Source organism: Bacillus sp. NPDC093026 (genome assembly GCF_044754665.1).
Lineage (GTDB): Bacteria > Bacillota > Bacilli > Bacillales > Bacillaceae > Bacillus > Bacillus maqinnsis.
Window position 1 is genome coordinate 229290 of the sequence record NZ_JBIVPN010000001.1, and the last position, 22571, is coordinate 251860.

Genomic DNA, 22571 nt, shown 5'->3' on the forward strand with positions numbered 1-22571 from the left:
TTTACATCACCCGTTTAAACATCTTCTCCATCTCATATGTAGAGTAATGAATGATAATCGGCCGGCCGTGCGGACATGTAAAAGGGTCAGTCGTTTGACGGAGCTCGTCTAAGAGAGCCTTTATTTCATCATGACGCAAATGGCGATTTGCTTTAATAGAGCCTTTACAGCTCATCATAATAGCGGCGTCTTCTCTTAGTTTTTTAATATCAATTCGCTTTTCGTCGAGCACCTGTTGAATAATTTCTTCTATCAGTTCAGCTTCTTCCCCCTTTGGAAACCATTGCGGATGTGAACGAACGATATAGCTCCCTGATCCGAAAGGCTCTAAAAACACTCCAACTTTCGCTAAAGCGTCCTTATGCTCTTCAATAATCAGCATATCGTTTTTAGAGTAGTGAAATGTTAGTGGGACGAGCATTTCTTGAACCTCTTGTTCAATTTCGCCTACCTTCTCACGATAATATTCATATTTGATTCGTTCTTGGGCCGCATGCTGATCAATAATATAAAGTCCTCGTTCATTTTGTGCCAAAATATATGTTCCGTGCATTTGACCTATTGGATACATAATAGGAACTCGTTCGGTGTCGTCAACTGATTCAGCCGCCTCTTCTTGCATCACAGATTCCTCTTGTGAAGCAGCAGTTTCATATAAATCGACACCAGACACGTAGTTTACGTCTGACTGTTCTTCAAAAGGTGATGATAATGCTGATTGCATATCTTCGGTTTCAGACATGTCGCACGTGTCTTTCTGATTGGTCTCATAGACAGTCGATTCAAGCGAGGACAATTGATAGGCTATTGGTTTTTGTGTACTTTCTACATTCGCTTGTTTTGAATCGAAGGTTAAAAACTGCTGCTCGTTTTTCACAGTTGGCATTGGTGCTTTCTTTGGTAACGAAGCACTTGGAATGAGCTGCTGCTTTTGAAACACTTCCTTAATTCCCTGTTTAATCAGTTCATGAAGTTCCTGCTCTTTACTAAGCCTTACTTCAAGTTTTGATGGATGCACATTCACATCCACTAAAATCGGATCCATCTTCATTTCAATAAATGTAATCGGATGGCGACCGATTGGTAGCAACGTGTGATACCCTTCATGGATGGCTTTCACCAGCGGAAAATGCTTGACATATCTGCCGTTTACAACTGAAGACATATAATTCCGCGATGCTCTCGTCACTTCTGGTAAGGAAATATACCCTTTCACTTCAAAATCAAGTGATTGTACGTGAAGTGGCAGCATTTTTTTCGCCACAGCCGTTCCATAAATGGCAGCCAATACATGCCGAACATCCCCGTTTCCGTTCGTCTGAAGCAGGACTTTTCCTTGATGTCGCAAGCGAATCGATACTTCTGGATGAGCCAGCGCAATCCGGTTGACAACATCTGAAATATTACCAAGCTCTGTGTGAACGGTTTTCATGTACTTTAACCGAGCAGGCGTATTAAAAAATAAATTTGTTACGAGAATTTCTGTCCCGCGTCTCCCAGATGTCTTTTTCTCTGAAATGATCTTTCCGCCTTGGAGGGCTAAATGCGTTCCAGCTCCCTCACCTGTGCTTGTCTTCATTTCTAGATAAGAGACAGAGGCGATACTTGGGAGTGCCTCTCCTCTAAATCCGAGTGTTCTGACGCGAAAAAGATCATTTTCATCTTTGATTTTACTCGTTGCATGTCTTTGGAAGGCGAGCTTACAGTCTTCAGCATCTATTCCTACACCATTATCTATCACCCTGATAGAAGAAAGACCTGCTTCTTCTACATCAATCTCGATCACCGTGCTCTTTGCATCGATCGAATTTTCCACAAGCTCTTTCACAACAGAAGCAGGACGCTCGACGACTTCACCAGCAGCAATTTTGTTTGATAGGTCATCAGATAACTGAATAATCTTTGCCATTACCGCTCACCTCACCTTACATTATAATTTCTTTTGCAATTCATATAACTTTGTCATGGCTTCAAGTGGTGTCATATCCATTAAATTAAATGATTTTAGTTCTTCTAAAACTGCTCGATCCTTGTTCTTGAGGACTTGTTTGGTTTGTGGTTTTTCTTCTATTTCAAAAAAGGAAAGCTGTTTTTTCTCTTGTTTCTCCGTTTTTGGTGATGCAGAAACCTTAGGAATGACCTCATGTGTCCCACCCTCAAGCTCTGTTAAAATAGTCTGGGCTCTATCAATGATCGCATCAGGCAATTCAGCAAGCTGAGCTACATGTATTCCATAACTTTTATCAGCCGCACCTTCTTTGATCTGATGTAAGAAAACCACAGTCCCTTCATGTTCTTCAGCACGCACATGAACATTTTTCAACTCATTTAATTGAGATTCTAGTACAGTTAATTCATGATAATGCGTGGAAAAAAGGGTTTTTGCCCCAATATGGTCATGAACAAATTCAATGATTGCCTGCGCAAGTGCCATTCCATCATAGGTGCTTGTTCCTCGTCCGATTTCATCAAATAAAATCAAGCTATTTTTCGTTGCATGCACCATCGCATTTTTTGCTTCAAGCATTTCCACCATAAAGGTACTCTGTCCTGAAATCAAATCATCTGCTGCACCAATTCGTGTAAAGATTTGATCAAAAATAGGCAGAGTCGCCTTTGATGCAGGTACAAAACAACCGATTTGAGCAAGAATAGAGATGAGCGCCATCTGTCTCATATACGTGCTTTTCCCCGACATGTTTGGTCCTGTAATGAGTAAAATTTGTCTGCCTTTCCCCATCTGGCAGTTATTCGGGACATACTCTTGGTGATCCATCACCTTTTCAACAACTGGATGACGTCCATCTACAACATCAACCTCATCATCTGAAAATTCAGGACGGACATAACGACGTTTTTCACTCACAGTGGCAAAGCATTGAAGCGCATCAAGCTCACTCATTTGTTTGGCGAGTAATTGTAATCTAGGAATATATCCCTTGACTTCTTCTCGAAGAGCTGTAAACAATTCATATTCCAATTCGCTAATATTTGATTCTGCCTCAAGAATGAGTGCTTCTTTTTCTTTCAATTCAGGTGTAATGTAGCGCTCTGCATTGGCGAGCGTTTGTTTTCGTTCATAACGACCTTCCTCTAGCAAATGCGTATTCGCCCTGGTCACTTCGATATAATAGCCGAATACTTTATTAAAACCGACTTTTAATGAACGAATGCCAGTATACTCTCTTTCTTGCTGTTCAAGCCGTGCAATCCAGTCCTTCCCATTCCGGCTGGCATCACGATATTCATCTAACTTCTCATTGTAGCCGTCTTTAATTAAATTGCCTTCCTTTAAAGTCATTGGCGGATTCTCATAAAGGGCATCATCTAATAATTTCAAGAGATCACCGCAAGGATCAATGTCATTTGCTCTTGATTTTGCCATTTCTTCTGGTAATGAAAGGACAAGTTCTTTTATGGCTGGTACTTGTTTTAAGGACTCCTTCAGTTGAATGAGATCACGAGCATTCACATTCCCAAATGCAACGCGTCCAGCTAAACGCTCAAGGTCATACACTTGCTTTAACCGTTCACGCAAGTCCTCTCGTTCAAAGAAATGATCCATGAGAATCTGTACCATTTCCTGGCGTTCCTTAATTTGCGAAAGTCGAATTAACGGCCGATCAATCCATTGCTTCAGCAGTCTTCCGCCCATGGCTGTTTTTGTTTCATCTAGCAGCCATAATAAGGAACCCTTCTTGCTTTTTGAACGAATGGTTTCTGTTAATTCAAGGTTTCGCTTAGAATATAAGTCAATTTTCATGGTTTGTTCAAGTTCAAACACTTGTACCTTCTGCAAGTGGTCAAGACTTCGTTTTTGCGTTCTTCTTAAATAAGTATATAATCTGAGAAAGGTAGACTTTAAGTGTTGGTCAAGGTGGGAAACGAGCGATTCTGCTTCATTCATCACACCTTCGTTGTCTTCGTATGAAATAGTAGCCTGACATCGCTCTTTCAGTGTCTTCACCGTTTCCTCATCCAGCTCTTTCGATACAACAATTTCTTTTGCACTGACAGAATAAATTTCAGACACGACCTCATCTAATCGTTCGATGAAAGCGACCATGTTTTCACCTGTTGATAAATCAGAGAGCGCCAGACCATAACCATTTTGAAAATAGGAAACAGACGCAATGAAGTTATTCTCATTTTCACTTAAACCTTTACTGTCCATTACCGTACCAGGTGTGATGAGCTGAACGACTTCTCTTTTCACCACACCTTTGGCAGTTTTAGGGTCTTCCACTTGCTCACAAATGGCGACTTTATAGCCTTTGGAAATCAGTTGTTCTATGTATGTGGAAGCAGAATGATAAGGAACGCCGCACATGGGGATCGTCCCACCATCTCTGCTTGTTAATGTAATTTCTAATTCTTGTGCCGCTTCTTTTGCATCATCAAAAAACATTTCATAAAAATCGCCTAAGCGAAAAAATAAAAAGGCATCTTGGTAATCAGCCTTTATCTTTAAATATTGCTGTATCATGGGCGTATAACTTGCCATATTTTTAATCCCTCACTATATTACTTTCTCATTCATACCATCTTATATTATATCATAAAAAAACGCCTTGTTTCTGCTTGATCTAAACACAAAAAAACTAGGGATACATGCGCCCTAGTCATCAACTATTCTTCTGGATCACCTGCCAAAAATTCTGGATGAATATCCTCTAACTCTTCATCTACTTCCTCTTCCCACTCTTCATCGTCTTTTTCTTTCCAATTTGAGTTGACCTCTACCACAACCTTTGTTTCTCCCACAACCTCAGCGATAAATTCACGCTCTGCCTGAACAACAATTTTATTACCATTTGGAGAAATGGTGACTTCTAAGCAATTGGGCTGTTGAAGCACTTTGGCAATGACTTCGTGCTCATCATCAAGGAAATTTTTGTCTTTGTATCTCAGCTTGATGATATCTACATACTTCACACGTTCGGTCACAACTTCTGTTTTTGTGTTGTCAGCGTAAGAATACCATACGTTAATATCAAATGTTCCTTCAATTTCGACTGTTTTACCGACTTTTTCAGCATCATACTTATGATTAATGATCCAACCGCCTAGTATGCTGGTTGGTTTTTGCGATGGAGAAATGGTGTGTGTGCTTTGGGTGAATTTTCTCCCTTTTGCAACCACCGCTTTTGTAATAATCTCTCTGTATTCAGACATTCCGGCATGCCTCCTTGTTCTTGATCGTTTTATCTTATGCTGGGCATTCGTCTAGTGTGTCATGATTTTGAGCTTCATGTTCAATTAAATTCATTTCTGTTTCAGTGTATGCATGGTTGCCCATAAACTTGCCTTGAAAATTGGAAAAGTTGGAAAGTGAGAGAATTGGAGGAAAGTAAATCGGTTTCGGATGTTTGGTGTTTTAAATAAAGGAAGCCATTCTTAACGTGTATGAGATTTTTTAAAAAGAGGAAATGTATGAGAATATCCTTGAATGTCATAGGTGATGTGAACAATCAACAAAAACCCCGCAGATGCGGGGTTTTCTCATTTAATAGAGCAACTTGGTGATGAGTTTTTCACCTTTGAACCGGTTTCACCTAATAAGAGGTCACCGCCGGTTGAAAGAATAATTTCATCAGTTACTTGATTTGAAATTGTGTGCGCTACTAATTGTAGCAATGAATTGACTTCCATTTGTGATTCTTTGAATTCTTGAATCACTGGAATGTCATCCAGCTCCTCTTGCAGTGAGTCAATTTTTTCTTCGACCTGCTTTAAGGCTTCATGTTTGCCGTAATGTTTTAAATTCACAGCTTGTTTTTGAAGCGCCTTAATTTGATTAATAATTGTAGAAATTTTTGTATTTTCATTGATTTGCGCTTCCGCTTTTTTGAAAAAATCAACTTCTTTTGTTTCAGCAATCATTTTAGCGAGCTCTCTTGCACGCTCGACAATCTCTTTCTTTGAATAAAGCGCCATTTTAATTCACCTCGATAGCTTCTTCAACCATTTCTCCGTCAAGAGACCAAGTTTTCGCTTGAGTAATTTTCACTTTGACGATGTTGCCAATCGCTTCTTTTGGTGCTTTAAAATTCACAAGCTTGTTCTTACTTGTATATCCGGCTAGGATATCAGGATTGTTTTTACTTTCACCCTCTACTAATACTTCGACAGTCTGCCCTTCATATTCCTTCATTTTCTTAGCAGAAATTTCATTTACGAGTGCATTCAGGCGCTGCAGTCGATCTTTCTTCACGCGCATTGGAACATTATCCTTCATTTTTGCTGCAGGTGTTCCTTCTCTCGGAGAATAAATGAACGTATAAGCCGCATCAAATTCAACCTCACGATAGAGGGATAGCGTTTCTTCAAACTGCTCCTCTGTTTCATTCGGAAACCCAACAATAATATCTGTTGTGAGGGATGCATTTGGCATTGCTTCTTTGATTTTACGAACAAGATCAAGGTAACGCTCACGGTCATATTTTCTTGCCATCAGTTTCAGCACAGAAGAACTTCCTGATTGTACTGGCAAGTGGATATGATCCAGCAAGTTGCCGCCTTTGGCAAGCACCTCAATTAAGTGGTCGTCAAAATCACGCGGATGACTGGTTGTAAATCGAATACGTGGAATGTCGATTTTACGCAGTTCATCCATGAGATGACCAAGACTGTATTCCATGTCTTCAAAATCTTTTCCGTATGCATTCACGTTCTGTCCAAGAAGCGTAATTTCCTTATACCCCTCTGCAGCTAACCGTCTGACTTCTTGAATAATTTCTTCTGGCCGGCGGCTTCTTTCCTTGCCACGAGTGTAAGGGACGATACAATATGTACAGAACTTATCACAACCGTACATAATGTTCACCCAGCCTTTAATTTTACCGTGGCGTGCTCTCGGAAGGTTTTCAATGACGTCTCCTTCTTTCGACCAAACCTCGACCACCATCTCTTTCGATAAATAACATTCAGATAGAAGCTCTGGCAGGCGGTGAATGTTGTGCGTGCCAAAAATCAGGTCTACAAATGGGTGCTTTTTCAAAATGCGGTTTACAACTGATTCTTCTTGTGACATACATCCACAAACACCTAAAATTAAGTCTGGCTTCTCACGTTTTAACGCTTTTAAGTGTCCAAGCTCTCCAAACACTTTGTTTTCAGCATTCTCACGAATGGCGCAAGTGTTCAGTAAGATGACATTTGCATCTTGAGTAGAGCTTGTCGGCTCATACCCTAGCGCCATAAAAATACCAGCCATCACTTCTGTATCGTGTTCATTCATTTGACAGCCATATGTGCGGATATAAAATTTACGACCTTCCCCTATACCTTTAAACCGCTCGTCAATTTGAAATTGATTGTATTTGACTTCTTCTTTACCCCGTTTTTTTGCATCTTTTAACGATGGCGGAATGTAAACAGCTTCAAAATATTGGCTGTAGTCCTTCTCGGATTTTTTGTCCGATGAACTCACTTGTCCGCTCGCTTTTCTCTGCTTTTCATTCATAAATTTGTACTCCTTTCAAACCAAGCTCCACCCTACAGTATAGACTATTTTCTGATGAATTGAAAATAAATTCATGTGCTGTACTTCATTATAAATCTTCTGCTCAATCGGTCAATCTCGTAAAACGATCGACTCTCAAAAGAAAAAGAGAGCACCGCTCCCTTTTAATTTAATATCTTTAGTTTTTTAGCTTCTGCTTCGATAATCGTCAGTGCACGGTCTAGTTCTTCTTTTGTGTGCTCTGCTGTAATGATCGCTCTTATTCTTGCTTTTCCTTTCGCCACAGTCGGGTAGGCGATACCTTGGGCAAAAACGCCTCGCTCCATTAATGCCTTTGAAAATTGGAACGTAAGCGCCTCATCTCCCACCATGATCGGAATGATTGGTGTCTCGGTAGGCGCAATAAGAAACCCGAGTCCTACTATCTTCTCTTTGAAATATGTGGCGTTTTCCCAAAGCTTATCAATTCGCTCCGGTTCATCTAATAGCACATCAATGGCTTCTTCACATGCCCTAGTGACAGCAGGAGGATGAGAGGTACTGAATAAAAATGGTCTTGCTTTATGCTTTAAGTAATCAATTAAGACCGCAGAACCAGCAACGTAGCCGCCAAGTACGCCAACAGCTTTGCTCAATGTTCCAACTTGAATATGCACTCTGCCATCTAGCTTGAAATGGTTGACAGTCCCGCGGCCATTTTCGCCAAGTACGCCTGAAGCATGTGCATCATCAACCATTACAAATGCGTCATAGGCTTCTGCTAGCCGCACAATTTCAGGGAGTGGCGCAATGTCTCCATCCATAGAAAAAACGCCATCTGTCACGATCAGTCGAACACGATAATTCATGGATTTCTTTAAAATTTTCTCAAGTTCCTTCATATTTGAATGCGCATATACTTTTTTATCTGCTTTTGTTAATCGGATTCCATCTATAATAGAAGCATGATTCAGCTCATCTGAAATGACAATATCATCTTTTGTTAAGATACTTGATAAGACCCCTTGGTTTGTTGTAAAACCTGACTGAAAAACGAGTGCTGCCTCTGTCTTTTTAAACGCAGCAAGCTTTTTTTCAAGTCGTTCATGTATAGTCATTGTTCCAGCAATTGTCCGTACTGACCCTGTACCAGCACCAAATTCATCAATCGCTTCTTTCGCCGCTTTCATCAGCCTTGGATGTGAGGTCAGGCCTAAATAGTTATTGGAGGAGAGTTGTATAACGGATTGTTCATTTAATGTCACTGTAGATGATTGTTTTGAGTCGATCTCTTTTAACGTTTGATGGGTTCCCTTGTGCTTCATAGATTCTAGCTCATCTTGTAAATATGTGAATTCTTTCATCATTTCTTCCCCCTTTCATGTGATGGCATCATGAGTACGACCTTTCCACAAGTACCATTTCTCATCAATTCAAACCCCTTTTCGAAATCTTCAAATGGCAAAGTATGTGTGACAACCGGTTTAACATCAATCGTATTCGTTTTTAAAAGTTCAGATACTTGGTACCATGTTTCAAACATTTTTCTGCCAGTAATCCCTTGAACCGTCAGTCCCCTGAATACAATGTGATTCGTAATGTCAATTGTCACCGGCCGCTCTGGAAGACTTAAAATATTGATTTTGCCCCCGTTTGCACAAGCTTCAAGTGCTTGGTTAATGGCTCTAGGGTGACCGGACATTTCACAAATCACGTCTGCCCCTTCCATCCGCGTATGCTGTTTGATGAACGTGACAGGATCATCTTTTCCAATATCAATGATATGATCTGCACCCATTTTGTCAGCGAGCTTCAACCTGTATTCATTTTTATCAATGGCAAACACTCGAATAGCTCCAGAGGCTTTTGCCACCGCTATTGCCATTAAGCCAATGGGTCCGCAGCCAAAAATCGCAACTGATTTTCCTGAGACAGACGTGTGTAAGACCGTATGAACCGCATTCCCAAGCGGTTCTTGAATGGAAGCAATCTCCTCTGGCATATCTACTGGATGATGCCACACATTTTGTTCAGGCACTTTGACATATTCAGCAAAACAGCCGTCAATGTCTACTCCTAAAATTTTCGTTTCATGACACAAATGCTGCTGCCCTGTTAAACACATATAGCATTGATTACAAACAATATGAGTCTCAGCCGACACAAAATCCCCCACTTTTGCACGTGTTACCTGCTGTCCTACCTTCACAATTTCCCCTGTAAATTCATGTCCAAAAATATACGGTGTTTTGACTCTCTTCTTTGCCCAATCGTCCCAATTATAAATATGCACATCTGTTCCGCAAATAGATGTGGCTTTTACTTGAATCAACACTTCATGTTCATTGATTTCAGGAATAGGCATTTCAGCCAACACTGCTCCGTAAGCGCTTTCTTTTTTAACAATTGCTTTCATCGTTCCACACATGACGCACATCCCCTTTGCAAAAAACTTCTCCCAATAAGATTTTAACACGTCTAATTTTAGTCGTAAATACCACTGTCCTCTTGAAAAAGACAAATGATCACGCCTGGAGATTTTTTCAGAAATTTTTTCTAAAAAAAAGCAAATCTCCAAATGATAGGAGATTTGCCTGATTGTTATCTTCTTTTTGAAACGGTGACATAAAGTGCTGGTACAATGAGCAGTGTGAGAACCGTAGAGAAAAAGACGCCTGATACAATACAGATTGCAAGCGGCTTAAAGAGTGGATCATCACTTAAAGCTATAGGCATTAATGCTACAAGTGCTGTAAATGCGGTGAGCAAAATTGGTCTCATTCTTGCTCTACCTGCTTCAATTACAGCTGTATGTTGATCAAGCCCAAGCTTACGCCGTTGCTCAATAAATTCGAACAGAACAACAGCATTTCGCACCACAATGCCTGCTAATGACACGATACCCATAGTTGCCATAAAGCTGAATGGGGTTTGTGTGACAAACAGCCCAATAATAGCACCTGAGATGGCCAAGTAAACAGTGCCTAGTACTAAAAGAGGGAGTATTAGCGAATTGAATTGAAATGCAATGGTCACATAAATAAGAAGTAGCACCACTCCAAATAAAAGGCTAATTTCAATGAAGAATTGCGTCTGGTCTTCGTTTTCTCCTCCTTGAGAAATGGTTATACCTTGTGAGGCATCACTTTTTTCAACTTTACTCACGGCATTTTTCATATCGTCTTTAAACGTATCTGACGTTCCGGGGTACGCTTTTATCGTAATCGTTGGGATACCATTCTCATGAGGAATGCTCTCGTATTGCTCCGTTTCTTTTTCTTTCACATAACGACTTAGTGGTTCAAGAGACGGCACAGCGCCACCATTTGCATTGACAGGTACTTTCATTTCATTCAGTTTCATACCATTTTGATAGGTGCTCATCTCCTGTTTAACCAATAGATCTATGTCATCTGTTCCTTGTTTAAAGGTACCTATTGGGATTCCTTCGGTCACAAGACCTAACTGTCTGCTCACAAACTGAGCGCTTAAACCGTCTTCTGCCATTCGGTCACGGTTTAATTCAAATGATATGGTTTTTACTGGTTGATTGACATTGTCAGTGATCAGACTAGCACCATTTTCCTTCATTTCTTTTGTCAGCTTTTCTTTCACATCAATCAGTTTTGAAAATTGCTCACCCGCTATAGATACGGTCACTGGCGCCCCTGTTGGTGGTCCTTGAACAATGGTTTTCATAAAGATTTCAGCATCTTTAAATTTCTCTCGTAAAGGCTCTGTCATACGGTCGATCAGCGCTGTACTTGTCATCTGATCATTGTCTACTCTCACCACAACTTGACCTGTATGGTCACTCGCATTTGAGATGCTTTCATTAAATAAGTTCGGCAGTCCGCCACCTGCAAATATTGCGGTCTCTTCGATTCCTTTTTGCTGTTTGATTTCTTGTTCAATTTTCTCAAGTGTTTCATTTGTTTTCTCTAAAGTCGTTTCACTTGGAAGTGTGACCGTAACGACTACTTCTTTTTTATGAGCAGCAGGGAAAAATTCAAATGGAGTGACGAATATCAGTAAAAATGCAAATGTCGCAACGAATAGACCCGTTAATCCGATAAGAAGCGGCCGTTTGACGATCTTTGTCAGCATGCGATCCGCATAAAAATCTGCTAGTTTTTTGAGTGGTTTTCCTAAAAATCCTGGTTCCTTTTGAATCGTCTTGTCCTTTCTTCTCCTGTTGACTGTATATTGATAGACTGGAACAAGCGTCAGCGAGATGACCATAGATGCGAGCACAGTCGTCACAAGAACGGAAGGTAATGCACGAATAAATGAACCGTTCGCACCTGATAGGAAAACGAGCGGTAAGAAGGCAAATACGACGGCAAGTGTCGATGTTAAAATGGACCCAGCAACCTCTTTTACTCCCGCAATGGTGCCCTTTAGCGGACTCTCGTATTTTTTCATCTGCCTCAAAATATTATCGTTGACGACAATGGCATCATCAACGAGTATTCCTAATGCAATAATGAAGCCAATGATGGAAATTTGATTGAGGTCAACTTGTAAAAATGGAAGTGGAATCGTTCCGATGGTAATTGATAATGGGATGGCTAGAGAAACGATAAACGCACCGCCAATTGTCAGCCCAAGTGTCGTCACAACGATAACAGCAATGACGGCAATGATGGCTTCTTTGATTAAATCGTTAAAGATCTTATTTACTTCGCTTTTTTGCGAATAGTAGTTCACCCACTCAACGCCATTTGGTAGCTGCTTCTCTTTTTCAATGACATTACTTACTTTGTCATACATCTTAGGGATATCAAGTCCTGGTTTTATATTGACAGTAAACGAATATGCTGGTTTACCATTATAAGTAACAATATCATTTTTCTCTTTCTCCACTTCTTTTAAAGTGCCAAGCTGGCTAATAGGCACAGGCTCTCGATTCGTTTTTGAGAAAAGCTTCACCTTTTTCACTTGATCTAAACGATCATAGGCATCAATTGATAGCTTCACCTTTTCTCCAGATGTGCGAATGTCACCTAAAGGAGATGTTACAAATTCCTGATTGATGGCATTGATGACATCGTTAACATTTAAACCTTCATTTGCTAACTTATTGGAGTCTACATTCAATATAGCTTGCTTTTCATTGAAACCTTTGATAACAACACCGTCAACACCTTTGATGTCTTCTACTTTTTCCTTTAGTGATCGCAGTGCTTCCTGACTTTTCATTAAGTCGGATGTTTTGCTTGCCACAATCATATATGAACCAACTGGAACCTGACCAAATTCATCCTTCACATCTGGTTCCATGACGCCGTCAGGAAAAGAAACATTTGTGATTTCATTTTTAATTTGATTTGCAACCTTTTGAAAATCTGCTTGATCATCAATTTTCACCACAATATTGGAAAAGCCAATTGCAGATACAGAACTCGTTTTCTCCACACCATTGATATCAGATATAGCTGATTCAAGCTTATTAGTTACATCTGTTTCCACCTTTTTCGCATCTGCACCAGGAAAAACGGTTGAAATGGTGACCATATTCGCTTGGAATTCAGGGAGTTCTCGTTTAGGAAGCTGTGTGAACAAGTAACCGCCTACAATGAGAACGATAAAAAATAAAATAAAAACAAGCTTTCCTCTTTTTAAAAAAGCTTCAATCATTATTTCACCTACTTAAATATTTATTTTTAATGAATTATTTTTAACTCATTATTAATTTATCATCTTGGTGAAAAAATGCAAGCTCTCATATGTAGTCTTTTGAACCATTTTGTGAAACAAATATGTTATATGAGAAATGTATAGCGGTAAACAAAAACAACCTGCTTACATGATGTAAGCAGGTTGAAAATAATAAAATTAGAATTATCGTGGCTCAACAATCAATTTGATCGCTGTTCTTTCTTCTCCATCGATAAGAATGTCAGTAAAGGCTGGAATGCATATCAAATCCACTCCGCTTGGTGCAACAAATCCCCTTGCAATGGCGACAGCCTTGACTGCCTGATTCAGAGCTCCAGCGCCTATTGCTTGTATTTCTGCTGCACCGCGTTCACGTAAAACGCCGGCTAATGCTCCTGCTACTGAATTCGGATTTGACTTTGCTGAAACTTTTAAAATTTCCATTTCTGCTCCCCCTTAAATTTACAATGGATAAGTGAGTGTTCATTAGAACAATCTTTGTTAGATGGTGCTATTTTTTTGAAAATCCATCCCCAAAATGTTTTTCAAAAATAGCAGGGTACTTACCATTTTTACTATATTCACGATAGAGGGCGCATATTCCTTCTTTCTGATTAATATTTTTCTGAAATAAATAAGTGAACGTTTATTCAAAGAACATATGGTCATCATTTATCAAAATTCGATCAATTTTGACAGCTTTTTTCGACTGTTCGTCAATTTCTACGATAACAGCACTTAACGTTGTCCGGCCTTCTGCCATTTCAAATCGTACAGGCAAGCTTGTTTTGAATCGTTTAATGATGGTTTCCCGGTCTACACCTAAAATGCCATCATAAGGACCCGTCATGCCAACATCTGAAATATAAGCAGTTCCTTTTGGAAGCACCCGATTATCAGCTGTTTGAACGTGTGTATGCGTTCCAACGACACAAGATGCACGACCATCCGTGTACCAGCCCATTGCTAGCTTTTCACTAGTCGCTTCACCATGAAAATCAATAAAAATAAAAGGTGTCCGTTTTGAAGCTTCCGCAAGAAGTTCATCTACTTTTTGAAATGGGCAATCAATTGGCGGTAAAAATGTGCGTCCTTGCAAGTTCATCACAGCAAGTTCTTTGCCTTGTTTTTGAATAAACGTTAACCCTTTTCCAGGTGTACCTTCCGGGAAATTAGCTGGACGGACAATATTCGCTGCATCATCGATAAAGTCGAAAATGTCTTTTTTATCCCATGTGTGGTTTCCCATCGTAAGCACGTCAGCCCCTGCTTGTAATAGTTCGTGATATATCTTTTCTGTCAGACCCTTTCCATGAGCAGCATTCTCTCCGTTTACAATTGTAAAGTGAGGCTGGTATTTTCTCTTAAGCTTTGGCAAGTATTCTTTTAACATGTCTCTTCCAGGTGAACCGACTATATCTCCAACAAATAAAATATTCATGCGTTTTGAACCCTTTCTCTGATAAAGTGACGTTCTATAAGTGTTGCATATCTACATAAAAAAATAAAGCGGCGCTAAGCGCACCGCTCTATTTTGCATACTCTACTGCGCGAGTTTCTCGAATGACCGTAACCTTAATATGGCCAGGGTAATCAAGCTCGTCCTCAATTCGCTTACGAATATCCCTTGCTAGACGGTGAGCTTCAAGATCATTAATTGAATCTGGCTTCACCATTATACGTACTTCACGTCCAGCCTGTATCGCAAACGATTTTTCGACACCTTCATAAGATTCAGAGATATCTTCTAGCTTTTCAAGTCTCCGAATGTAATTTTCAAGCGTCTCACTTCTTGCACCAGGGCGTGCTGCAGATAAAGCATCCGCTGCAGCAACAAGAACAGCGATAATCGATGTCGGTTCTTGGTCACCATGGTGAGAGGCAATACTGTTGATGACAACAGGATGCTCTTTATATTTCGTCGCAAGCTCAACGCCAATTTCTACGTGGCTTCCTTCTACTTCATGATCAATGGCTTTCCCGATGTCATGCAGAAGACCTGCTCGTTTCGCAAGCTTCGCATCTTCTCCAAGCTCTGAAGCCATGAGACCTGCTAAATGTGCAACCTCAATTGAATGCTTCAGGACATTTTGTCCATAGCTTGTACGGAATTTCAAGCGACCGAGAATTTTGATAAGATCCGGATGCAAACCATGAACACCGACTTCAAATGTCGTTTGTTCACCCATTTCCCGAATATAATCATCGACTTCGCGGCGAGATTTTTCTACCATTTCTTCAATTCGTGCAGGATGAATGCGGCCATCCTGGACTAGCTTATCGAGAGCTATCCTTGCTGTTTCACGTCTAATCGGATCAAAGCCCGATAAAATAACAGCTTCAGGTGTATCATCAATGATCAGATCAATACCTGTTAACGTTTCTAACGTACGGATATTTCGTCCTTCACGTCCGATAATACGACCTTTCATCTCATCATTTGGAAGATTGACGACAGATACCGTTGTTTCAGCTACATGATCAGCCGCACAACGCTGTAACGCAAGTGAAAGAATGTTTTTCGCTTTTTTATCAGCTTCTTCTTTCGCTCGGTTTTCGGATTCTTTCGTCATGACTGCAATGTCGTGGGAAAGCTCATTTTCAACTTGATCCAGAATGATTTGTTTCGCTTCATCTCGAGTTAGACTAGAAATACGTTCTAACTCAGCTTTCTGCAAACGAATCATATCATCCACTTTGCTTTCCATCTCTTCAATATGTTGTTGTCGTTCATGCAGAGAATGATCTTTCTTCTCCAACAGGGACTCCCGTTTATCTAAAGATTCGTCTTTGCGATCAAGATTTTCCTCTTTTTGAAGTAAACGGTTTTCTTGTCTTTGAAGCTCATTACGCCTTTCACGAACTTCTTGCTCCGCTTCTACACGAAACGAATGAATTTCATCTTTCGCTTCCAAGAGCGCTTCTTTCTTCAATGCTTCCGCATCACGCTTTGCATCCTCAACAATTTGTTCGGCCAAGTTTCTTGCGCCGGATATTTTTGCTTCTGCAATGGTTTTACGAACAAAGTAGCCAACAACTAAACAGATTAGGCTCAGCAAAATGGAGATGATCGTAAACATCATCGTAGGCGACATTTTTTCACCTCCTCTTGCTATGAACTTGGTTTTACAAATAAAGTGTCGGCGTGTACATTGTCTTGTGTCTCAACATACAGGACCTTCACAGGGAATGAGATTCTCACTGCCCTTGTCAAGTTTAAATTAGTTATCAATCATGTTAAGAAAAACAAGTGATACATTTCCATTGTAATTGTGTCGGAAATACTTGTCAAGCTAGTCAGACTGAGGTGCAAGTCGTTATTTCAAGCAAAGACAGAACTTTTATGCTACTGACTATCATGCTATTGTAAAAAAAGACGCTTTTCAGCGTCTAGCATCTTTTTACTCATTAAATTCCAATTCTTCTTGTTCTTCTTCAATTGGTTTCACTCCGTTTGTATTTAAACCGTAGTGTTCCCTGATTTGTTCTTGAATCATTAGAAGGATATCTTTGTTTTCTTTCAGGAACTGTTTCGCATTTTCGCGGCCTTGTCCAAGGCGTTCCTCTTGGTAAGAATACCAAGCACCGCTCTTTTGTACGATATCTAGTTCGCTTCCAAGATCGATGATTTCTCCCTCTTTGGAGATCCCTTCACCATACATGATATCTACTTCAGCAACACGAAATGGTGGTGCAACTTTGTTTTTCACTACTTTAATTCTTGTTTTATTCCCCATAATGTCATTGCCTTGTTTCAGCTGTTCAGCACGACGCACTTCTAAACGAACAGAAGAATAAAACTTCAATGCTCGTCCGCCAGGAGTTGTTTCAGGGTTCCCAAACATGACGCCTACTTTTTCACGAATTTGGTTGATAAAGATCGCAATTGTTTTCGATTTGTTGATTGCACCTGATAATTTACGAAGTGCTTGAGACATCAAACGTGCTTGAAGACCAACGTGTGAATCACCCATATCTCCTTCAATCTCTGCTTTTGGTACAAGAGCAGCAACTGAGTCAATGACAACAATATCAACTGCACCACTGCGGACAAGTGCCTCTGCAATTTCAAGTGCTTGTTCTCCTGTATCCGGCTGAGATAGTAAAAGCTCATCGATATTGACACCTACCTTTTGAGCATAAACAGGATCAAGTGCATGCTCTGCATCAATAAATGCGGCTTGTCCTCCCTGTTGCTGAACCTCTGCAATCGCATGAAGAGCCACTGTTGTTTTACCAGAACTCTCTGGACCGTAAACTTCAATAATACGACCGCGAGGATATCCACCTATCCCCAGCGCAGTATCAAGTGCTAATGAACCACTAGGCACTGTTGAAATTTGTGTATCTGTTTTCTCTCCTAGTTTCATAATAGAGCCTTTACCAAACTGTTTTTCTATTTGTTTAAGAGCCATATCTAAGGCTGCTTGACGATCACTCATTCTATTGTTTCCTCCTTTATCAATTCCACTATTTATACTATACCTTGTTTCACATCGTTTGCCAAGAAAAAAACGAACACATATTCGATTTTTTTCTTAGCACATTATTTGAGAAAAGATTGATTTCTATTAGAAGAAACGTTCTTTTATAAAGGAGTAAACCTAGCAAAAATCGAAATTAACTTTCTTTTAATAATGTGAGTAGGTGGTGCAAGCCATATTTCACAGCGCGCTTCCGAATGCCTGATCGACTGCCCGAAAACACCCATTCAAAGACGTCTGTCTGATCTTTTGTTGAAAGGCCGATAAACACTTTTCCTACAGGCTGTTCTTCCTGAATATCAGGCCCTGCAACACCAGTAAAGCTAATTCCGATATCACTTCCGGTTAGCTTTCTTACGCCCTCAGCGAGTTCAAAGGCACACTCTTTGCTTACAGCACCATGGATAGAAAGTGTTTCCTCCCGGCAGCCTACCACATGCTGTTTCACTTGGTTTGTGTAACAAACAACACTTCCATTAAAAATAGACGAAGCTCCTTCGATATCTGTGAGCCATTCAGAGAACATTCCGCCTGTGAAGCTTTCAGCTGCAGCCACTGTTTTCTCATGTGTATGTAAAGCCTTTGATACCTCACGGACAAGAGATGTATCACCATATCCGTAGAAATATTCCCCTACGCGCTCTAATATTTGTGATTCTGTTTCCTTTAAGAGTCGTTCTGTTTCTTTTTCATCTTCATGTTTTGCCGTCAGTCTCAGCGTCACTTCACCATCGGCTGCTAGCGGTGCAATTGTTGGATTGGTCTGAGCGTCAATTAAATCTTCGAGATCTGTTTCAAGCTGTGATTCACCAATTCCGAAGAAACGCAGAACAACAGACACGATTTTTTCCTTTAAGCCAAGCTTCTCTGAAATAAGCGGCTTTGCTTCGTTTTCAAACATCGGGTGCAGTTCACTAGGCGGACCAGGTAGCAGGATATAAAAAGTATCTCCCTCTTGGATAAACATACCTGGTGCCATCCCAAACCGGTTGACAAGTACCTCAGAACCCTCTAGAACCAGTGCCTGCTTGCGATTGTTCGGTGACATGTTACGTCCTGTCTTTTGAAAGTAGTCTTGAATAGATTCAAAAGCTTCTTCATTTAAAACAAGCTCTTTACCGAGCATATTTGCAATTGTTTCTTTTGTTAAATCGTCTTTTGTCGGTCCAAGACCACCTGAGAAAATAATCAAATTAGATCTTTCTTGTGCCACACGAATGGCCTGTTTTAAACGCTCTGGGTTGTCACCGACTGCTGTGTGGTAATAAACATTTACACCAATTTCAGCTAGTTGTTTGCTGATATATTGTGCATTCGTATTCGTAATTTGCCCTAGCAAAAGTTCGGAACCGACTGCAATGATTTCTGCTTTTCTCTCTGAATTCAAAGCGTACACGTCCTTTTTAATTAGAATTCTTTAAAGCTTCCCAGTTTTTCGCAAAGTAATCCCAGCCTGAGACAACCGTGAAGAACACTGCTACCCACATGGCAAGATGACCGAACGGGAATGATACAAGTTCAAACGGCAGGTTATGCAATAGAAGTGCCGAAATCGCAATAATTTGCGCCCATGTTTTCACTTTTCCAAGCATATTGGCCGCTACCACTTCACCGTCTCCGGCTAATACGAGCCTTAGACCTGTCACAGCAAATTCACGGCTAATGATGACAATCGCCATCCATGCAGGCGTAAGGTGATATTGAACCAGTATAATTAAAGCAGCTGAAACAAGCAATTTATCTGCAAGCGGATCTAAAAATTTACCGAAATTCGTTACTAAATTTAGCTTGCGTGCGTAGTAACCATCAATCCAATCGGTTGTTGATGCAACAATAAACAAGATGGCCCCGACAAGGTGAGTCACTTCAATACTCACGTCACCAAAGCGTGCAACACCCCAGTCTAAAGGAGCGAGCATAATCATCATAAAAACTGGGATCAAAGCGATCCTAGAAAGTGTAATTTTATTCGGTAAGTTAAACATAAAAACCAATCCTCCAATCATGCATTTTATGTATATCGTAGTAGGAACAAAAGAAAAGTCATCTACTTTCTTAAGATGACTTTTCCTTTCCTTTATTCACAATCACAATGTTTTGTGTCATTGTGTTCTTAGGATCTAATTCATACTTGAGCGCCTCGTCATTGACCTTGATGTCAATTCCAGTCGCATTTCCAAGACGAATATCTACTTTCGATAGCTCAGATAAATCTGTTTTAAACGAATCTCCATCCTTAAGTTCACCCATCTTCAACACTTTTCCAGACTGGTCTCTTACACGTAGCCATGAAGTTTGTGTTGCAGAAATGGTTAACTCCATTTCATCTGAACCGGACACTTCGTAGGTCGTCGTCGCACCTTCTGTATTTGTCGCCTTGATGGAAACAGCTTCATCGTCTTTTGATGAATCGTCTTTTTTGGACGTTTCTTTTTTATTCTCTGAAGATGCTTTTTCTTTTTTCTTTTGATCCTTCGCCAGTGATGAATCTTCTGATACTTCATATTTTGATTCTGATTGTTGCAAATCCGTCTGATGATTCTTCTGCCCGCTATCATGATTGACCGCTTGAATGATGACATAAATGATCGCTATGACAACGAGAATGCCTCCAACAATCAAAATGGTCGGCAACAGCTCTAACACCTTTGAAGCAGGCTTTGGCAACTCTCTTTGCGGTTTAATATTCGATAATTTATCAGATACTTCATCATTATATGTGCTTGGCACATCTTTACGGAATTCTTCGAACAATTGTTCATGATTCAGTCCAACGGCTTCGGCATATTGTTTAATAAACGCTCTGACGTAAAATTTACCTGGAATAATATCATAGTTCCCTTGTTCAATTGCTTGTAAATAGCGCTTTTGGATTTTGGTAGCCGTCTGAAGATCCTCCAGCGACATCCCTTTTTCCTCTCTGGCCTCAATGAGCCGTTTTCCCAATTCAGTCAAAACAAACACCTACCATTACCATATTAAAAATCGAAGCCCGAAAAACCAGAATGGTCAAATACTTGTGGCTCTTCAGCATGCTCGTATGTAATTTCTTCATCTGCATTATTTCGCAGTTCAATGATGTAATCAAAATCATCCATTGTATATTCTGAATTTTGAATAAAGATATCTGGATGTTCAACTACTTTAGTTGCCGGCAATCTCATGATTTCTCTTAATAGTTGCAAATGCTTTTCTGAACCTCTTCTTGTTGAAACAATCCCATCAATAATGAATACGTTATCTGGGCTATATTCGTCTGCAATGAGCTGACTGCGAATGGTCTGTTTTAAAAGGGTAGACGACACAAACAGCCATCTTTTACTCGCACATACACTTGAAGCCACAATCGACTCTGTTTTTCCAACACGCGGCATCCCACGAATTCCAATCAATTTATGCCCTTCTTTTTTAAATAACTCAGCCATGAAGTCAACCAGAAGACCGAGCTCGTCCCTTTCAAAACGGAACGTCTTTTTATCATCAGCATCACGCTGTATGTATCTTCCATGACGAACAGCCAAACGGTCACGAAGTTTTGGCTGTCTTAATTTTGTTACTTTTATCGTTTCCATTGTATTTAAAATTGATTCAAGGCGCTTAATTTGGTCAGTATGATCACAGCGTAAAAGCATTCCGCGTCTTGATACATCAACACCATTTATTGTCACAATATTGATTGAAAGCATCCCCATTAAAGAAGAAATGTCTCCTAAAAGACCGGGACGGTTTACTTGTATCTCATATTCAAAATACCATTCGAGCTTTGCCAAATGATATTACCCCCTTCATTGTGGCAAATTTTTACCTTCCTTTATCATAAAGCATTTTCACATTTTTAGAAAGCACAATGTTGCTAAACGGTTAAAATAAAAAGAGAGGCACGAACGTCCCCTCTTTTGACTTAGTGCGTGCTATTATTTTCAACAAGCTTGACCATCATGTTTGCAATGGCACGCTGCTCATCTTCTGATGCAACGCTCCAAAGGTCAGCAAGCACTCTTTCCTGCTCGTTCTTTGCCTCAACTTCATTGGCAAGATAACCGCCAATTTCATACGCAAGGTTATTGATTGTATCATCTGACAAACCTTTATCCTGCGCATGGTTTAAACGGTCACCTAAAAAGTTTTTCCAATGGTCCCAGTTCTCAAGTACAGACATGTCGATTCCTCCATTCGAAAAGATGAATTACAGCCATAGCTTTTGTCATGGAGAGATGAATTATACACGTTTTTTAACAGTACCAGCCGCCGTTGACTGATAAAATTTGTCCTGTAATATAACTTGACTTTTCTGAGGTGAGAAAACAAATAGCATCTGCAATTTCTTCAGGAGCTGCAAGTCTGCCTAGCGGGATCTCTTCTTCGAGCACTGTTAAGTCTTCTGTTGAAAAAGTGCTTAACATGTCTGTATGAACGGCTCCAGGTGAGACTGCATTCGCTCTAATTCCACTTGGCGCAAGCTCTTTAGCCAAACCTTTTATAAAGGCATTTTGCGCCCCTTTCACCATGCTGTATAGCACTTCACACGATGCACCAGTTTCCCCCCAGATGGAGCTCACCGCAATGATGACACCTGCTTTTTTTTGAATCATTGCTGGCAGTAGTAATTGTGTGAGTTCATAAGGACTTGTTACATGGAGCTGCACCATTTCGGCAAGTGTCTCTTTTGAAGTGTCCGTCACTAAGCCAATATGACTTTTGCCGCTATTGAAAATTAGAATATCAGGAGAATGCGGCAGACAGCTGACAAGTTCATCTGCCCCGCTTGTTGTTGATAAATCAGCTTGAACCACATGTGTTTGAATGTTGTACATCTCTTTCAGATGAGCGGCGAGACGTATGGCCGCCTGATCATTTTGATAATAATGCAACATGAGATGGTGGCCTTCTTGAGCAAGCCTTTTTGCTGTCGCTTGCCCAATTCCACCACTGGCACCAGTTATAAGCGCCCAACTGCTCATAGAACGTTCCTACTTTCTTTA

Annotated in this window: 18 protein-coding genes; all 18 read right to left on the bottom strand. The window is 40.3% G+C overall.

The genetic code is table 11. The annotated features are described in order from the left end of the window. Position 1 precedes the first annotated feature (1 nt). The 18 genes from mutL to ymfI all read right to left on the bottom strand — a co-directional run bounded on the left by mutL (position 2) and on the right by ymfI (position 22550). Positions 2–1909: a DNA mismatch repair endonuclease MutL gene (gene mutL / locus ACIQCE_RS01210; protein ID WP_400493268.1), complete on the bottom strand. Its 1908-nt coding sequence runs from the start codon at positions 1907–1909 to the stop codon at positions 2–4. Positions 1910–1930: 21 nt separating this feature from the next. Then, the gene (gene mutS / locus ACIQCE_RS01215; RefSeq protein WP_400493269.1) at positions 1931–4504 is read right to left on the bottom strand and encodes a DNA mismatch repair protein MutS; all 2574 of its coding nucleotides are present in this window, start codon (positions 4502–4504) and stop codon (positions 1931–1933) included. A gap of 125 nt (positions 4505–4629) precedes the next feature. Beyond that, the gene (cotE, locus tag ACIQCE_RS01220) at positions 4630–5175 is read right to left on the bottom strand and encodes an outer spore coat protein CotE (RefSeq protein ID WP_353855680.1); all 546 of its coding nucleotides are present in this window, start codon (positions 5173–5175) and stop codon (positions 4630–4632) included. Between the two features lie 327 nt (positions 5176–5502). Further along, on the bottom strand, positions 5503–5937 hold the full coding sequence (gene ricA / locus ACIQCE_RS01225) for a regulatory iron-sulfur-containing complex subunit RicA (protein ID WP_400493270.1): 435 nt from the start codon (positions 5935–5937) through the stop codon (positions 5503–5505). A 1-nt stretch (position 5938) separates the two neighbouring features. Beyond that, positions 5939–7465 (bottom strand): tRNA (N6-isopentenyl adenosine(37)-C2)-methylthiotransferase MiaB, encoded by a 1527-nt coding sequence (gene miaB, locus ACIQCE_RS01230; protein ID WP_400493271.1) that lies wholly within the window; start codon positions 7463–7465, stop codon positions 5939–5941. Positions 7466–7629: 164 nt separating this feature from the next. Beyond that, positions 7630–8811 (bottom strand): glycine C-acetyltransferase, encoded by a 1182-nt coding sequence (locus ACIQCE_RS01235; protein ID WP_400493272.1) that lies wholly within the window; start codon positions 8809–8811, stop codon positions 7630–7632. Next, a complete protein-coding gene (gene tdh, locus ACIQCE_RS01240) occupies positions 8808–9872 on the bottom strand; it encodes an L-threonine 3-dehydrogenase (RefSeq protein WP_400493273.1) in 1065 nt (354 codons plus the stop codon). The genes ACIQCE_RS01235 and tdh overlap by 4 nt, the downstream gene beginning before the upstream one ends. A 173-nt stretch (positions 9873–10045) precedes the next feature. Continuing rightward, entirely contained in the window at positions 10046–13084 is a 3039-nt protein-coding gene (locus tag ACIQCE_RS01245) for an efflux RND transporter permease subunit (RefSeq protein WP_400493274.1), read from the bottom strand. Positions 13085–13288: 204 nt separating this feature from the next. Then, on the bottom strand, positions 13289–13549 hold the full coding sequence (spoVS, locus tag ACIQCE_RS01250) for a stage V sporulation protein SpoVS (protein WP_003211281.1): 261 nt from the start codon (positions 13547–13549) through the stop codon (positions 13289–13291). Between the two features lie 202 nt (positions 13550–13751). Further along, complete coding sequence (locus ACIQCE_RS01255) at positions 13752–14546, bottom strand: TIGR00282 family metallophosphoesterase (protein ID WP_400493275.1); 795 nt, start codon at positions 14544–14546, stop codon at positions 13752–13754. Between the two features lie 88 nt (positions 14547–14634). Continuing rightward, positions 14635–16200: a ribonuclease Y gene (gene rny, locus ACIQCE_RS01260; RefSeq protein ID WP_353855686.1), complete on the bottom strand. Its 1566-nt coding sequence runs from the start codon at positions 16198–16200 to the stop codon at positions 14635–14637. A 306-nt stretch (positions 16201–16506) separates the two neighbouring features. Next, positions 16507–17547 carry a recombinase RecA gene (gene recA / locus ACIQCE_RS01265; protein ID WP_353855687.1) on the bottom strand — a complete coding sequence of 347 codons (1041 nt, stop codon included), beginning with the start codon at positions 17545–17547 and terminating at the stop codon, positions 16507–16509. Positions 17548–17725: 178 nt separating this feature from the next. Next, complete coding sequence (locus ACIQCE_RS01270) at positions 17726–18976, bottom strand: competence/damage-inducible protein A (protein WP_400493276.1); 1251 nt, start codon at positions 18974–18976, stop codon at positions 17726–17728. Between the two features lie 16 nt (positions 18977–18992). After that, positions 18993–19574 (bottom strand): CDP-diacylglycerol--glycerol-3-phosphate 3-phosphatidyltransferase, encoded by a 582-nt coding sequence (pgsA, locus tag ACIQCE_RS01275; RefSeq protein WP_353855689.1) that lies wholly within the window; start codon positions 19572–19574, stop codon positions 18993–18995. A gap of 70 nt (positions 19575–19644) precedes the next feature. Next, positions 19645–20544, bottom strand: a complete 900-nt coding sequence (locus ACIQCE_RS01280) for a helix-turn-helix domain-containing protein (protein WP_400493277.1) — start codon at positions 20542–20544, stop codon at positions 19645–19647. A gap of 23 nt (positions 20545–20567) precedes the next feature. After that, positions 20568–21359 (bottom strand): DUF3388 domain-containing protein, encoded by a 792-nt coding sequence (locus tag ACIQCE_RS01285; RefSeq protein WP_353855691.1) that lies wholly within the window; start codon positions 21357–21359, stop codon positions 20568–20570. 131 nt (positions 21360–21490) lie between these two features. Next, on the bottom strand, positions 21491–21748 hold the full coding sequence (locus ACIQCE_RS01290; protein ID WP_353855692.1) for a DUF3243 domain-containing protein: 258 nt from the start codon (positions 21746–21748) through the stop codon (positions 21491–21493). Between the two features lie 73 nt (positions 21749–21821). Continuing rightward, a complete protein-coding gene (gene ymfI, locus ACIQCE_RS01295) occupies positions 21822–22550 on the bottom strand; it encodes an elongation factor P 5-aminopentanone reductase (protein WP_400493278.1) in 729 nt (242 codons plus the stop codon). Positions 22551–22571: the final 21 nt, after the last annotated feature.

Excerpts from the sequence above, each read along its gene's own strand:
- mutL (WP_400493268.1), bottom strand. The coding sequence starts at position 1,909 with ATGGCAAAGATTATTCAGTTATCTGATGACCTATCAAACAAAATTGCT.
- mutS (WP_400493269.1), bottom strand. The coding sequence starts at position 4,504 with ATGGCAAGTTATACGCCCATGATACAGCAATATTTAAAGATAAAGGCT.
- cotE (WP_353855680.1), bottom strand. The coding sequence starts at position 5,175 with ATGTCTGAATACAGAGAGATTATTACAAAAGCGGTGGTTGCAAAAGGG.
- ricA (WP_400493270.1), bottom strand. The coding sequence starts at position 5,937 with ATGGCGCTTTATTCAAAGAAAGAGATTGTCGAGCGTGCAAGAGAGCTC.
- miaB (WP_400493271.1), bottom strand. The coding sequence starts at position 7,465 with ATGAATGAAAAGCAGAGAAAAGCGAGCGGACAAGTGAGTTCATCGGAC.
- ACIQCE_RS01235 (WP_400493272.1), bottom strand. The coding sequence starts at position 8,811 with ATGATGAAAGAATTCACATATTTACAAGATGAGCTAGAATCTATGAAG.
- tdh (WP_400493273.1), bottom strand. The coding sequence starts at position 9,872 with ATGTGTGGAACGATGAAAGCAATTGTTAAAAAAGAAAGCGCTTACGGA.
- ACIQCE_RS01245 (WP_400493274.1), bottom strand. The coding sequence starts at position 13,084 with ATGATTGAAGCTTTTTTAAAAAGAGGAAAGCTTGTTTTTATTTTATTT.
- spoVS (WP_003211281.1), bottom strand. The coding sequence starts at position 13,549 with ATGGAAATTTTAAAAGTTTCAGCAAAGTCAAATCCGAATTCAGTAGCA.
- ACIQCE_RS01255 (WP_400493275.1), bottom strand. The coding sequence starts at position 14,546 with ATGAATATTTTATTTGTTGGAGATATAGTCGGTTCACCTGGAAGAGAC.
- rny (WP_353855686.1), bottom strand. The coding sequence starts at position 16,200 with ATGTCGCCTACGATGATGTTTACGATCATCTCCATTTTGCTGAGCCTA.
- recA (WP_353855687.1), bottom strand. The coding sequence starts at position 17,547 with ATGAGTGATCGTCAAGCAGCCTTAGATATGGCTCTTAAACAAATAGAA.
- pgsA (WP_353855689.1), bottom strand. The coding sequence starts at position 19,574 with ATGTTTAACTTACCGAATAAAATTACACTTTCTAGGATCGCTTTGATC.
- ACIQCE_RS01290 (WP_353855692.1), bottom strand. The coding sequence starts at position 21,748 with ATGTCTGTACTTGAGAACTGGGACCATTGGAAAAACTTTTTAGGTGAC.
- ymfI (WP_400493278.1), bottom strand. The coding sequence starts at position 22,550 with ATGAGCAGTTGGGCGCTTATAACTGGTGCCAGTGGTGGAATTGGGCAA.